Annotated in this window: 13 protein-coding genes and 1 pseudogene; 7 read left to right on the forward strand and 7 right to left on the reverse strand. The window is 65.8% G+C overall.

Translation table 11 applies throughout. The annotated features are described in order from the left end of the window. The 6 genes and pseudogenes from JOY90_RS30880 to fabD all read right to left on the reverse strand — a co-directional run. Positions 1-266, reverse strand: a pseudogene (locus JOY90_RS30880) (aminodeoxychorismate lyase); the annotation flags it as partial. Positions 267-388: 122 nt separating this feature from the next. Next, the gene (gene fabF, locus JOY90_RS30885) at positions 389-1,654 is read right to left on the reverse strand and encodes a beta-ketoacyl-ACP synthase II (RefSeq protein ID WP_291694886.1); all 1,266 of its coding nucleotides are present in this window, start codon (positions 1,652-1,654) and stop codon (positions 389-391) included. Between the two features lie 100 nt (positions 1,655-1,754). Then, positions 1,755-1,994: an acyl carrier protein gene (locus JOY90_RS30890; RefSeq protein ID WP_006610957.1), complete on the reverse strand. Its 240-nt coding sequence runs from the start codon at positions 1,992-1,994 to the stop codon at positions 1,755-1,757. A 3-nt stretch (positions 1,995-1,997) separates the two neighbouring features. Continuing rightward, a complete protein-coding gene (locus tag JOY90_RS30895) occupies positions 1,998-2,174 on the reverse strand; it encodes a hypothetical protein (protein WP_291694887.1) in 177 nt (58 codons plus the stop codon). A 111-nt stretch (positions 2,175-2,285) separates the two neighbouring features. Next, the gene (gene fabG, locus JOY90_RS30900; protein WP_291694888.1) at positions 2,286-3,023 is read right to left on the reverse strand and encodes a 3-oxoacyl-[acyl-carrier-protein] reductase; all 738 of its coding nucleotides are present in this window, start codon (positions 3,021-3,023) and stop codon (positions 2,286-2,288) included. 57 nt (positions 3,024-3,080) lie between these two features. Then, complete coding sequence (gene fabD, locus JOY90_RS30905; protein ID WP_291694889.1) at positions 3,081-4,028, reverse strand: ACP S-malonyltransferase; 948 nt, start codon at positions 4,026-4,028, stop codon at positions 3,081-3,083. 347 nt (positions 4,029-4,375) lie between these two features. On the opposite strand from fabD, the gene rpsF reads away from it, so the two are divergent. From rpsF to rplI, 4 genes are all read left to right on the forward strand, one after another. Then, positions 4,376-4,861 carry a 30S ribosomal protein S6 gene (gene rpsF, locus JOY90_RS30910; RefSeq protein WP_291694890.1) on the forward strand — a complete coding sequence of 162 codons (486 nt, stop codon included), beginning with the start codon at positions 4,376-4,378 and terminating at the stop codon, positions 4,859-4,861. Between the two features lie 5 nt (positions 4,862-4,866). After that, on the forward strand, positions 4,867-5,106 hold the full coding sequence (rpsR, locus tag JOY90_RS30915; RefSeq protein ID WP_011441353.1) for a 30S ribosomal protein S18: 240 nt from the start codon (positions 4,867-4,869) through the stop codon (positions 5,104-5,106). Positions 5,107-5,236: 130 nt separating this feature from the next. Then, positions 5,237-6,211 (forward strand): DUF2232 domain-containing protein, encoded by a 975-nt coding sequence (locus tag JOY90_RS30920; RefSeq protein ID WP_291694891.1) that lies wholly within the window; start codon positions 5,237-5,239, stop codon positions 6,209-6,211. Positions 6,212-6,268: 57 nt separating this feature from the next. After that, on the forward strand, positions 6,269-6,877 hold the full coding sequence (gene rplI / locus JOY90_RS30925; RefSeq protein ID WP_291694892.1) for a 50S ribosomal protein L9: 609 nt from the start codon (positions 6,269-6,271) through the stop codon (positions 6,875-6,877). A gap of 71 nt (positions 6,878-6,948) precedes the next feature. Here the strand turns inward: rplI and JOY90_RS30930 are convergent, their stop codons facing one another. Next, positions 6,949-7,911, reverse strand: coding sequence for a hypothetical protein (locus JOY90_RS30930; RefSeq protein ID WP_291694893.1), 963 nt, complete (start codon positions 7,909-7,911; stop codon positions 6,949-6,951). A 281-nt stretch (positions 7,912-8,192) separates the two neighbouring features. Between JOY90_RS30930 and JOY90_RS30935 the strand changes: the two genes are divergently transcribed. The 3 genes from JOY90_RS30935 to alr all read left to right on the forward strand — a co-directional run. Next, positions 8,193-9,443 carry a cyclopropane-fatty-acyl-phospholipid synthase family protein gene (locus tag JOY90_RS30935; RefSeq protein WP_291694894.1) on the forward strand — a complete coding sequence of 417 codons (1,251 nt, stop codon included), beginning with the start codon at positions 8,193-8,195 and terminating at the stop codon, positions 9,441-9,443. Positions 9,444-9,969: 526 nt separating this feature from the next. After that, entirely contained in the window at positions 9,970-11,472 is a 1,503-nt protein-coding gene (locus JOY90_RS30940; protein WP_291694895.1) for a replicative DNA helicase, read from the forward strand. Between the two features lie 55 nt (positions 11,473-11,527). After that, positions 11,528-12,674, forward strand: a 1,147-nt coding sequence (gene alr / locus JOY90_RS30945; RefSeq protein WP_291694896.1) for an alanine racemase, incomplete at its 3' end; no start/stop codon positions are given.

Genomic DNA, 12,674 nt, shown 5'->3' on the forward strand with positions numbered 1-12,674 from the left:
TCGGCGATGTCGGCCATGCCGGCGCGCGAGGGGATGACGACGACCTTGTCATCCTGCAGCGGCCCGGGCGCCTCGATCATCTGCCGGCCATAATAGTAGATGGCACCGGCGCCGATCATGACGACCAGGAGAATCGTGATGATGGCATTGCCGACGATGACGAAGGGATTGCGCGCCCGCTCCGATCGCCGCGGCGGCGGGGGCACCTGCTCGGGCTCGAGCGCGGCGCGCGGGCTGCGGGGCGAAATGGGCGGTCGTTCACTCATCGATGCAACCTTGGTCCCGTCGCTCTTGTCGTGGCCTCGCCTCCACGCGAATGGCCCATGGTGCCGCCCACCTTACGATTCATCGCCGAATACGGCGAAACGGTGGAGTCCGGCTGGAAGCATCAATTGATCACGCGCCGCAAAATCACCGACGCATTGGTCCCACCGAAACCGAATGAATTGGATAGAACGACATTGATCTCGCGCTTGCGCGGCGCGAGCGGCACGAGATCGATCGCGGTCTCGACCGAAGGGTTTTCGAGGTTGATGGTTGGCGGCGCCACGTTGTCGCGAATCGCCAGGATCGAGAAGATCGCCTCGATGGCGCCCGCGGCACCCAGAAGATGTCCGGTTGAGGACTTGGTCGACGACATCGAAACCTTCGAGGCGGCGTTGCCGAGCAATCGCTCGACCGCGCCGAGCTCGATCTCGTCGCCGACCTGGGTCGAGGTGCCGTGCGCATTGATGTAGTCGATGTCGGAAGCACAGATGCCGGCGCGCTTCATCGCGGCCGTCATGCTGCGGAAGCCGCCGTCGCCGTCCGGCGATGGCGAGGTGATGTGGTAGGCATCGCCCGATAGCCCGTAGCCCGTCACCTCGGCATAGATTCTCGCGCCGCGGGCCTTGGCGTGCTCGTATTCCTCGAGCACCACGATGCCCGCCCCCTCGCCCATGACGAAGCCGTCGCGATCCCTGTCATAAGGTCGCGAAGCCTTTTCCGGCGTCTCGTTGAAGGACGTCGACAATGCGCGTGCCGCACAGAAGCCCGCCATCCCGATCCGGCAGACCGGCGATTCCGTGCCGCCGGCCACCATCACCTCGGCATCGCCCAGCGAGATCAGCCGGCTGGCATCGCCGATCGCATGGGCGCCGGTCGAGCATGCCGTGACCACCGCATGGTTCGGCCCCTTCAGCCCGTGCTCGATCGACACGTAGCCCGAGGCCAGGTTGATCAGGCGGCCCGGGATGAAGAGCGGCGACACCTTGCGCGGACCGCGCTCCTTCAGGAGCACGGCGGTATCCGCGATGCCGGACAGGCCGCCGATGCCGGAGCCGATCATCGTCCCGGTCGCACAGCGATCCTCCTCGCTTTGCGGGTGCCAGTCCGCGTCGTCGAGCGCCTGGCGGGCCGCGGCCATCGCGAAGATGATGAAATCATCGACCTTGCGCTGGTCCTTCGGCTCCATCCACTGGTCGGGATTGAAGCTGTCGTCCGAGCCGTCGCCGCGCGGCACGACGCCGGCGATCTTGCTCGGCAGATCGGACACGTCGAAACTGTCGATCCTGCGCGCGCCGCTCTCGCCATTGAGGATGCGCTTCCAGGACGGCTCGACGCCGCAACCGAGTGGCGACACCATGCCGAGGCCCGTAACGACAACCCGCCTCATATCCAGACTCCAACCCGAAATCACGGCCCGCAGCCGAAAGACCGACGGAGCGACCCGTCACGGTCCATCCGGCGGCGTCAGCGGCGGCCGTGCGGGGACGTTAGCTCTTCGCGTTCTTCTCGAGAAATTTCGTCGCGTCGCCGACGGTCAAGATCGTTTCCGCCGCGTCGTCGGGGATCTCGCAACCAAACTCTTCTTCAAAGGCCATCACGAGTTCGACCGTGTCGAGACTGTCGGCGCCCAGGTCGTCGATGAAGCTCGCATTGTCGACCACTTTTTCGGGCTCAACACCTAGGTGTTCGACCACGATCTTCTTCACCCGCTCGCCAATCTCACTCATCGTTCAACCTCGTGCTTTTTCCCTTTGACCCGACCCCAGGATGATACGCGCCATCGTGGTCGTCAAACTTCCTTGGCAATCGCGCATAAACTGATTTGGCCCGATCGTATAGCCGACGAAGGCCCGGCGAACGACGGTTGGGTCCGCCTCGCCAATATACAGGGTTTCGAAATCCTGCAATGGCGTTCTTTGCCCCACCCGTAGCGGTCCGTTACCATACTTCCCAACCCTTGACCACAACACCCCGGGACGGTCGCATTGCCGCATCCCCTCGGGGTCCTGGAAACAGGCTCAAACCATGGCCATGCCGCCATTGATGTGGATGGTCTGTCCCGTGACGTAACCGGCCTCGTTGGAGCTCAGGAAGACGGCTGCGGCAGCGATGTCTTCGGGTGCGCCGAGCCGCGCGGCCGGAACCCTCGCCAGGATCGCCTCGCGTTGCTTGTCGTTGAGCGCATCCGTCATCGGCGTCTTGATGAAGCCGGGCGCGATGCAATTGGCGGTCACGTTGCGCTTGGCGTATTCGGCCCCCAGCGTCTTGATCATGCCGATCAGCCCCGCCTTCGAGGCGGTATAGTTGCCCTGCCCGGGATTGCCGGTCACGCCGACCACCGAGGTGATCGCGATGATGCGGCCGAAGCGCTTGCGCATCATCAGCTTGGTGGCCGCGCGGGCAAGCCGGAACGTCGCCGTCAGGTTGACCTTGATGACATCGTCCCAGTCCTCGTCCCGCAACTGCACGAACAGATTGTCCCGGGTGATGCCTGCGTTGGCGACCAGAATGTCCACACCACCCATGGCCGCCTCTGCCGCCGGCACCAGCGCTTCGACCGCGGCATCGTCGGAAAGATTGCAGGGCAGCACGTGAACCCGCGCCTCGAGCTCGCTCGCGAGACCATCGAGCATCTCGCGTCTCGTGCCGGAGATGGCGACGGCTGCGCCCTGGGCATGCAACGCGCGCGCGATCGCGCCGCCAATACCGCCGGTCGCGCCCGTCACGAGCGCGGTTCTGCCAGTCAGGTCGAACATCAATTACTCCTCACGCCGAATGGGCGACCGCACGTCGTCGTCGGCAGCGCCGGAATGCTACCGGGCGAGCGCGTCCTTGGCGGCGGCTATATCATTTGGCCCGCCGACCGCAATGCCAACGGCGCCCTCCGCAATCCGCTTGACGAGGCCGCTCAGAACCTTGCCGGCGCCGATCTCGAAGAATCGCGTCACGCCGTGACCCGCCATATAGGCCACGGACTCGCGCCAGCGCACCGTTCCCGTGACCTGCTCGACGAGGCGGCGGCGGATCTCGTCCGGATCGGAGATCGCGGAAGCCAGCACGTTCGACACCAGCGGCACCGCCGGCTTCGCGATCGAGACCTCGGCGAGGGCGCGTGCCATCGCGTCGGCGGCGGGCTGCATCAGCCTGCAATGGAACGGTGCGGACACTGGAAGCAGCATGGCACGCTTGGCGCCCCTCGTCTTGGCAATCTCGACCGCGCGATCGACCGCGGCCTTGTCGCCGGACACGACGACCTGCCCGCCGCCATTGTCATTCGCGGCCTGGCAGATTTGGCCCTGGGCGGCTTCGTCCGCAACCGCGACCGCCGCCTCGTAGTCGAGGCCGAGCAGCGCGGCCATCGCGCCCACACCGACCGGCACCGCCTTCTGCATCGCAAGGCCGCGGATGCGCAGCAGCCGGGCCGTGTCCGAGATGGTGAGGCTGCCTGCGGCGGCGAGCGCGGAATATTCGCCGAGCGAATGCCCCGCGACATAGGCTGCGTCCCGAGCCACGGAAGACCCCGCCTCGCTCTCCAGCACCCGCAGGGCGGCAAGCGAGACCGCCATCAGCGCCGGCTGGGCATTCTCGGTGAGCTGCAGCGTCTCGGCCGGGCCGTCCCAGATGACCGTGGTCAGCTTCTCCGACAGCGCCGCATCGACCTCGTCGAACACCGCCCGCGCCACGGGAAAGGCCTCGGCCAAGGCCTTGCCCATCCCCACTGCCTGAGACCCCTGTCCCGGAAAAGTAAATGCTGCCGTCATCGGCGCTCCCAAAAGCGTCCCAAATCCCTGACTTTGGGCCGTAAGACACTGCCGGGAACGGTTATGTCAAGCGGCAGGGCAATTTCGGGGCCAAACCGGGCTTTCCGCGCCTCTTTTCCTTGCCAAGGCAGGCAAAATCCGTATATAGCGCGGCATCCGTGGATCCCGGCCGGGAGCTGAACGGACGGTCTCAGCAATCTCACCTGATTTGGGCGAAGTTGATGTGGCAGGGCCAGTCGGCCCGTCGTCCCGTGTTTCCGCCTTCTGAGCGACCTTGAGAGTCCTTTCCGAAGGGCTCGAAGGGCTTGACGCCGGGCGCTGCAACAACACTTGAGGAAAGGACCATCATGCCTCTCTACGAGCATGTATTTCTCGCGCGTCAGGACGCGAGCACCCAGCAGGTCGAGGAACTGACGAGCCAGATGACGGGCGTCATCGAGGGGCTCGGCGGCAAGGTCACCAAGACCGAGAACTGGGGCGTGCGCTCTCTCACCTATCGCATGAACAAGAACCGCAAGGCGCATTTCGTGCTGCTCAACATCGATGCGCCGTCGGCGGCGATCGCCGAGATCGAGCGGCAGGAGCGCATCAGCGAGGACGTGATTCGCTATCTCAGCGTCCGGGTCGACGAACTGGAAGAAGGCCCGTCGGCGATGATGCGCAAGGCCGACCGTGATCGCGAGCGTGACGACCGTGGCGGCGGCTTCCGCGGCGACCGTGACCGCGATGGCGGCGGCTTCCGCGGCGATCGCGATCGCGACGGTGGCGGCTTCCGCGGTGAACGCGGCCCGCGCCGCCCCCGCGATGATGCCGAAACGAGCGAGGAGGAGTAGGAACGATGGCCGAAGCTGGTGCACGCCGTCCGTTTTTCCGTCGCCGCAAGACCTGTCCGTTCACGGGGCCCAACGCGCCGAAGATCGACTACAAGGATTCCAAGCTCCTGATGCGTTACGTCTCCGAGCGCGGCAAGATCGTGCCGAGCCGCATCACGGCGGTCTCCGCCAAGAAGCAGCGCGAGCTCGCGCGCGCCATCAAGCGCGCACGCTTCCTCGGCCTGCTGCCCTACGTGATCAGGTGATGGACGACTAGGCCGGCGGTCTTCCGCCGGTCACGGAAACTCATAAGGCTTCCGGGTCATCCGGTCGCCGAAGGTTGGGGTCCGCGACGATTGTCGGACCTCTAACCGCTCGAAAGGGGCGGGACAGCTGATGACGTCGATGATTTTCATGGTTCTGGCCGCCGGTGCGGCGTCGGCGCTGATGTTCGCCTCGATCACCTCGGGCGAGCTGTTCTCGCTGCTGTTGTGCTATCTGGCCCCGCTGCCGCTGATGGTGGCGGCGATGGGATGGGGTCCGACCACCGCGGCGCTCAGCGGCGTCGCTGCCGGCTGCGGCCTCGCTGCGGTGTTTGGCCCCGCCTATGGTCTCGCCTTCGCCATCACCGTCGCACTGCCGGCCTGGTGGCTCGGCCACCTCGCCCTGCTCGGCCGGCCTATCGCCGTTCAACCGGACGGCGCGCATGCCTCACGCCCCGCCGCGCCCGAGTTCGAATGGTATCCGGTCGGACGCATCCTGCTTTGGACGTCGGGCTTCGCCGCGCTGACCACGATCGCGGCGTTGCTCACCCTGGGCACCGATGCGGGGGCGATCACGGGCGTGCTGCGTCGCGGGCTGCTGCGGATATTCCAGCCGCCGGGCGCGCCGCTCGCCGAGGAGACCGAGCGCTGGATCGAGGCATTGGTGATGCTTGCGCCAGCCGCGGGCGCGGCGGTCGCGGAACTCACGCTGACGCTGAACCTTTGGCTGGCGGCGAAGATCACGGCGACCTCGGGGCGGCTGCATCGTCCGTGGCCGGATCTGCGGACGACGACATTGCCGCCGATGACGCTCGCCGTGTTGTGCGTGGCGATCGCGTTCTGCTTCACCGGCGGGTTGGCGGCGCTGATGGCAGAGACCGTCACCTCGGCCCTGTTGATGGCCTACGCCCTTGCCGGCTTCGCGGTGCTGCACACGCTGACGCAGAGCCTGCGGAGCCGCGCGCTCTGGCTGGGCGTGACCTATGCCGTCGTCATGGTGTTCACCTGGCCGATCATGGCGATGATCGCGCTCGGGCTCGCCGACGCCATGTTCGGGCTTCGCGAGCGCTATTTGCGCAAACGGCCGCCGCCCTTGCCCGCGTCCTGAACCGGATCTGAGTTGGAAGTCATGCACATCGTTTGCACGTCACCTGAGGAGAACGAAATGGAAGTCATTTTGCTGGAGCGCGTCGCCAAGCTTGGCCAGATGGGCGAGGTCGTCAAAGTGCGCGACGGATTTGCCCGCAATTTCCTGCTCAAGCGCAAGAAGGCGCTGCGCGCGACCGCGGAGAACCGTGCCAAGTATGACGGCATGAAGGCCGAGCTCGAGGCCAACAATCTCAAGGCCAAGTCGGAGGCGAGCAAGGCCGCCGAGAAGATCGACGGGCTCGAAATCATCATCATCCGCCAGGCTTCGGAGTCCGGACAACTGTTCGGCTCGGTCTCGGTGCGCGACGTCGTCGCGGCGCTGGCGGAGGAGAAGATCACCGTCAGCCGGCCGCAGGTCTGGCTGGATGCGCCGATCAAGACCGTCGGCCTGCAGAAGGTGACGATCGCGGTGCACCCCGAGATCGAGGCCGTCATCACCGTGATCGTCGCGCGCAGCGCCGACGAGGCCGAGCGCATCAAGCGTGGTGAGGACATCTCCACCCGTCGGGAGGACCAGGACGCCGCTGCCGAAGCATTGGCCGCCGCCGGCGAATTCTTCGACCCCGAGGCGCAGCACGACGATGTCCAGCCGGACCAGGGTGAGCAGCCGGCAGAAGCCAGATAGGGGCAAGCCCGCTCATACGACCGCGCGACGACGGAGCCTTCGGCCGGGTTCCGTTTCGCGTTGCAGGCCAGCTACTGGGAAATGGGCGGGACCGGAGGGCCCGCCGGCGGGACCGGCGGTTGAGGCGGGACTGATGCCGTCACTGGTGGCGGCGCGGTCATGATTGGCATGGACGGCATCGCAGGATTGCCCGCCGTGGCGTTGCCGCCGATGCTTGAGCTTGAGTCTGGGGCTACCGACATCGACGGCGCCGGTGTCACCGAAGGGACCGGATCCGGCCGTAGCGCCGGAGCCTCATTCTCCCTCGGCGCCTCGATCCTGGCAGACTGAGATGGCGTCTCGCCAGAAGGCTTCGCATCTTCCGACCTGCCGGCGTCCGTCTTGCCATCAATCCTGGCCGGCTCGCCCCTGAGCGTGTCGGTCGAAGGCTCCTCCTTCGCCTCCCCCCTCGGAGGCGTCTTGGGAACCTCCTCCGGCCTGCCGCGCTTGGTCAGCCGTTGCTTGGCTCCAGCCTTGCGGCCTTCACGTGTCGCGATCGGCGCCGCCCCCTGCCCGTCGCCGTCGGGCGCGGCTCCCTCCGGCGGCGGCTCTGCCGGACGCGCAAGCCGCTTGGCGTTGCGCGCAGGCGGCACGCCATCCGCATCGGGCCTGGCGGGCTGCCTGGCTTCAAACCTGGCCTCCCGCGCACTGTCCCTTCCAGTCTCCCGGGCCGTGTCGCGGGCGGTCTCTTTCGCACCCTCTTTCGCGCCCTTGGCCTGGCTGCCCAGTCGGGCATCGGTGGCCCCGTTGGAGATCAGATAGGACGCAAGCACGCCGGCCATCCCCGAGCTCGTCGTATAATGTTGCCGCAGGAAGCCCGGCAGCGACCCCGGGGCGACGGTCTTCAAGAGGCCTCGCGGAGACTTGTGGCAGGCGGTGCAGGTGCCTGCGAAAATCTGGGAAGGGCTCTTGCCGGCGTCGAGGTTTTCCTGCGCCCGTGCGGCGACGCAACAGACGATCAGCATCACCGTCGCTAAACCGAGCGCTCGGCTCATTCTCATTCTCCAGATGCGGGATCGCTCACAGCCCCAAGGGATTCTGGCACCGACGGCGGCCACCTTTTAGCCCATTATTGCGCGAATGGAAGCGCGCATGCTCGCGCAACTGCGTGAACGCCGTGATTCGGAATAACCGCTTTGTCTACAAAGCAGTAGCGGATGCAACGCACGCTTTCTATCATTGTGAACAGGCGCACGGAACCTGCGGGCTTCGCATGCGTCGGATTCGAGCCGGGGAAAGTCAGCATCTCGTGGGGTAGTCCCCTTGCGGTGATCCGATGGACCTTTTGTTGCGTGGGTTGTTGAGCAAGTTCATTCGCCGCGGGTCGATGGCGTTCACGACCGCAAGCGGCGCCAAGTTCGTCTGTGGCGATGGAACCGGCGAGCCGGTCGCCGTTCGGTTCCGCAGCGTGGAGGCCGAACGCCGTGTCCTTCTGAACCCCGAGCTGGCGCTCGGCGAGGTCTACATGGACGGCGAGTTCGTCGTCGAAAAGGGCACCATCACCGATGTGCTCGCGATCCTCCTGGATCAGCCGGAGGTGTTGCCGCGCTGGGCGCGACCGCAATGGTGGCTGCGCTACCTGGTGAGGCGGGCGCGCCAGCTCAATCGCCGCCGCCGCTCGCGAAACAATGTCGCGCACCATTATGATCTCGACGGGCGGCTCTACTCGCTCTTCCTGGACGCCGACAAACAGTACAGTTGTGCCTATTTTGAGACGCCCGACACCAGCCTCGACGATGCGCAACTGGCCAAGAAGCGCCACCTTGTCGCCAAGCTCCTGGTCAGGCCGTCGCAGCGCGTGCTCGACATCGGTTCCGGCTGGGGCGGGCTTGGGCTTTATCTCGCTGAAATCGCCGGCGCCGACGTCACGGGCATCACCCTTTCGACCGAACAGTTGCAGCTATCGAACGCGCGCGCCGCGGAGCGGGGTCTTTCAACCTCCGCCCGGTTCCAGATGCAGGACTATCGCGACCTTGGCGGCCGGTTCGACCGCATCATCTCGGTCGGCATGTTCGAGCATGTGGGCGTTGCCTATTACGGGACATTTTTCAGGAAGTGTGCCGATCTGCTTGCCGACCAAGGCATCATGATGCTGCATTCGATCGCCCGCTCCACCGGCCCCGACGTCACCAGCCCCTGGATCGCGAAATACATCTTCCCTGGCGGCTACATTCCCGCGATGTCCGAGGTCATACCGGCCATCGAACGCGCCGGACTCCTGGTTTGCGACCTCGAAATCCTCCGGCTGCATTACGCCGAGACGCTGAAGGCCTGGCGCGAGCGCTTCATGGCGCGACGCGAGGAGGCGGTCCAGCTCTACGACGAGCGGTTCGCACGGATGTGGGAGTTCTACCTGGCGGCGTCCGAGATGTCGTTCCGCAAGCAGAACTTGATGAACATCCAGATCCAGCTCACCAAGCGTCAGGGCGTAGTGCCGATGACGCGTGACTATATCGCCCAGGAGGAGGCGAGATTGCGGGCGCGCGAGCAGGATAGTCGGCCACGGCTCAAGCTTGCCGGCGAATAGCCAGTGGCCCAATCGTTGCCGATTTGCGACGGAGAAATTACGGTCGAATGTGACCTACTTCACAAACGGCGATGTTCCATTGCCGTAAACCGCTGGAATGGCGGACAAGAGCAACCCTTTCGACGTCCAGGCTGACCTGGCAACCGACTATGCCCTGATCGCAACGGGAGTAGGCGCGGCGCTGGTGGCGTTGATCTACCTGCTGCTGACCTGATCCGAGGACGGCCTCGGCATGCGGGCCAACAGGATCTGAGTATCGCCTTGCGCGCATGAGGTTCACGGGTCGTCGGCGAAATCCGGCGCATGGTTCCCACACCGGCCCGTCGACTGCCCGATTTTCGACAAAAGCCGTCAAGCATGGCCCAGCTCGGCGCTCGAACTCATCCACCATTTTCAGCCGGCGGTGCATAAGCAGCAAGCTTCGCTTCCGCTTTGCCGCCGACAGGCGCTTTATCGCCGCCCGCCCCGGCGAAACCTCGGCCCCTGGCGATCCCAATCACGACCAAATCGGTGGATAATCGCATCCATGGCCCCGACTGATTCGAAGGTTCTGAAACTCGCTCCTGACGCGGCTGCCCCGGCCTACCGGAGCGCACCGCACAATATCGAGGCGGAGCAGAGCCTTCTGGGCGCGATCCTGGTCAACAACGACGCCTTTTACCGGGTGTCGGACTTCCTGGAGCCGAAGCACTTCTTCGAGCCGATCCACCAGACCATCTACGAGACCGCGTCCAGCCTGATCCGGATGGGCAAGGTCGCAACCCCCGTGACCTTGAAGACCTTCCTGCCGGCCGAGACGGACATCGGCGGCATGACGGTTGGTCAATACCTGGCCCGCCTCGCCGCGGAAGCCACCACCATTATCAATGCCCAGGACTACGGACGCACGGTCTACGATCTCTCGCTGCGGCGCGACCTGATCGGAATCGGCGAGGACATGGTCAACGTCGCCTATGACGCGCCGGTGGATTTCGCGCCGCGGGCGCAGATCGAGGACGCCGAGCGCAAGCTCTACGAGCTCGCGGAGTCCGGCCGCTACGACGGCGGCTTCCAGAAATTCTCGCAGGCGCTCACGGTCGCCATCGACATGGCGGCGAAAGCCTTCCAGCGCGACGGCAAGCTGTCGGGTATCGCCACCGGCCTGCGCGACCTCGACAGCAAGATGGGCGGCCTGCAGTCTTCGGACCTGATCATCGTGGCCGGCCGCCCCGGCATGGGCAAGACGTCGCTTGCGACCAACATCGCCTACAACATCGCGAAGGCCTATGTGCCCGAATTGCAGGCGGATGGCACCGCCAAGGCGGCCAACGGCGGCTCCGTCGGCTTCTTCTCCTGCGAAATGTCCGGCGAGCAGCTCGCCACGCGTATTCTCGCCGAGCGTAGCGGCATTCCGTCCAGCCACATCCGCCGTGGCGGCATCAGTGAGCTGGATTTCGAGAAGATCCGCGAATGCTCGCTCGAGCTGCAATCCCTGCCGTTCTACGTCGACGAGACGGGCGGCATCTCGATTGCGCAGGTGATGGCCCGCGCCCGCCGGCTGAAGCGGCAGAAGGGCCTCGACCTGCTCGTGATCGATTACATCCAGCTTCTGAGCGGCTCGAGCAGGCGCGGCAGCGACAACCGCGTGCAGGAGATCACCGAGATCACCACCAGCCTGAAGGCGCTGGCGAAAGAGCTCAACGTGCCGATCATCGCGCTGTCGCAGCTCTCGCGCCAGGTCGAATCGCGCGACGACAAGCGGCCGCAGCTTTCGGACCTGCGCGAATCCGGCTCGATCGAGCAGGACGCCGACGTCGTGCTGTTCGTGTATCGCGAGGAATATTACCTCGCCAACAAGGAGCCGCGCCCGGGAACGCCCGAGCACGAGAAGTGGCAGACCGAAATGGGCCTCGCCCACGGCAAGGCCGAGGTCATCATCGGCAAGCAGCGCCACGGCCCGACCGGCACCGTGGAATTGCATTTCGATGCCTCGGTGACACGCTTCGGCGACCTCAGCCATGACGGCCACGTGCCGGACCGCGGCTATTGATCGCGTCCGCGCGGTTGAACCGGCGCGGCGCGACGCCTAGGATTGCGCCATGAACATTGCTTCCGACCCGAGACCGGTCCCGGCAGGCTCGCCGCCGTCGCCTGACGCGAACCACGCGGCGGCCACCGGCGTCCTCACCGTCGATCTCGACGCCCTCGTCGCCAACTGGCGCAAGCTGGAGAAGACGGCGGTGCCGGCCGAATGTGCCGCCGTCGTCAAGGCGGATGCCTATGGCTGCGGCGTCGAGCCGGTCGCGCGGGCGCTGGCGGCCGCCGGCTGCAAGACCTTCTTCGTCGCGACCCTCGATGAAGCACGCGCGGCGCGCGCGGCGGTGCCACAGGCTGCGATCTACGCGTTGAACGGCTTTTTCCAGAACAGCGGCGACGCCTATGCGAAGATCGACTGCCGGCCGGTGATCGGCGACCTCAACGAGCTCGCGGAATGGGACGTGTTCTGCCGGCGCTCGGGCTGGAACGGCGGCGCCGCCATCCACGTCGACACCGGCATGCACCGGCTCGGCCTCACGGTCACGGAAGCACAGGGCATCATCCCGCGCATCAATGCCGGCGATCACGGCATCACGCTGGTGATGAGCCACCTCGCCTCCGCCGAGCAGCTCAACAATCCCGTCAACGCCCGGCAGCTCAACGCCTTCCGCGAGATCGCGAGCCTGTTCACGGGCGTGCCCGCCTCGCTGTCGAACTCGTCGGGCATCTATCTCGGCGCGCCCTACCAGTTCGACCTGGTGCGGCCGGGGGCTGCGCTCTACGGCATCAACCCGACGCCGGAAGCCGACAACCCGATGCAGCCGGTGGTCGCGTTGAAGGCGCGCATCGTGCAGCTCCGCAGCATCGACCGCGGCGAGACCGTGGGCTATGGCGGAACGTGGACCGCGCGGCGGCCGACCCGGCTTGCGATCGTCGCGGCCGGCTATGCCGACGGCTATTTCCGCGCCGCCTCTTCCAGCGATGGCACGAGGGGAGCCGAAGTCGTCGCCGCCGGCAAGCGCTGCCCGATCGTGGGCCGCATCTCCATGGACCTGATGGCGGTCGACCTCACCGACCTTCCGCCGCAGGCGGTGCGGCGCGGCCACATGGTGACGCTGATCGGCGAAGGCATCACGGTCGACGAGCTCGCCCATCATTTCGGCACCATCGGCTACGAGGTGATGACGAGCCTCGGCCGCCGTTACGCCTGCGTCT

It is taken from the genome of Bradyrhizobium sp., from assembly GCF_019242285.1.
In the GTDB taxonomy this organism is placed as follows: Bacteria; Pseudomonadota; Alphaproteobacteria; order Rhizobiales; family Xanthobacteraceae; genus Bradyrhizobium.

Excerpts from the sequence above, each read along its gene's own strand:
- fabF (WP_291694886.1), bottom strand. The coding sequence starts at position 1,654 with ATGAGGCGGGTTGTCGTTACGGGCCTCGGCATGGTGTCGCCACTCGGT.
- JOY90_RS30890 (WP_006610957.1), bottom strand. The coding sequence starts at position 1,994 with ATGAGTGAGATTGGCGAGCGGGTGAAGAAGATCGTGGTCGAACACCTA.
- fabG (WP_291694888.1), bottom strand. The coding sequence starts at position 3,023 with ATGTTCGACCTGACTGGCAGAACCGCGCTCGTGACGGGCGCGACCGGC.
- fabD (WP_291694889.1), bottom strand. The coding sequence starts at position 4,028 with ATGACGGCAGCATTTACTTTTCCGGGACAGGGGTCTCAGGCAGTGGGG.
- rpsF (WP_291694890.1), top strand. The coding sequence starts at position 4,376 with ATGCCTCTCTACGAGCATGTATTTCTCGCGCGTCAGGACGCGAGCACC.
- rpsR (WP_011441353.1), top strand. The coding sequence starts at position 4,867 with ATGGCCGAAGCTGGTGCACGCCGTCCGTTTTTCCGTCGCCGCAAGACC.
- JOY90_RS30920 (WP_291694891.1), top strand. The coding sequence starts at position 5,237 with ATGACGTCGATGATTTTCATGGTTCTGGCCGCCGGTGCGGCGTCGGCG.
- rplI (WP_291694892.1), top strand. The coding sequence starts at position 6,269 with ATGGAAGTCATTTTGCTGGAGCGCGTCGCCAAGCTTGGCCAGATGGGC.
- JOY90_RS30930 (WP_291694893.1), bottom strand. The coding sequence starts at position 7,911 with ATGAGCCGAGCGCTCGGTTTAGCGACGGTGATGCTGATCGTCTGTTGC.
- JOY90_RS30935 (WP_291694894.1), top strand. The coding sequence starts at position 8,193 with ATGGACCTTTTGTTGCGTGGGTTGTTGAGCAAGTTCATTCGCCGCGGG.
- JOY90_RS30940 (WP_291694895.1), top strand. The coding sequence starts at position 9,970 with ATGGCCCCGACTGATTCGAAGGTTCTGAAACTCGCTCCTGACGCGGCT.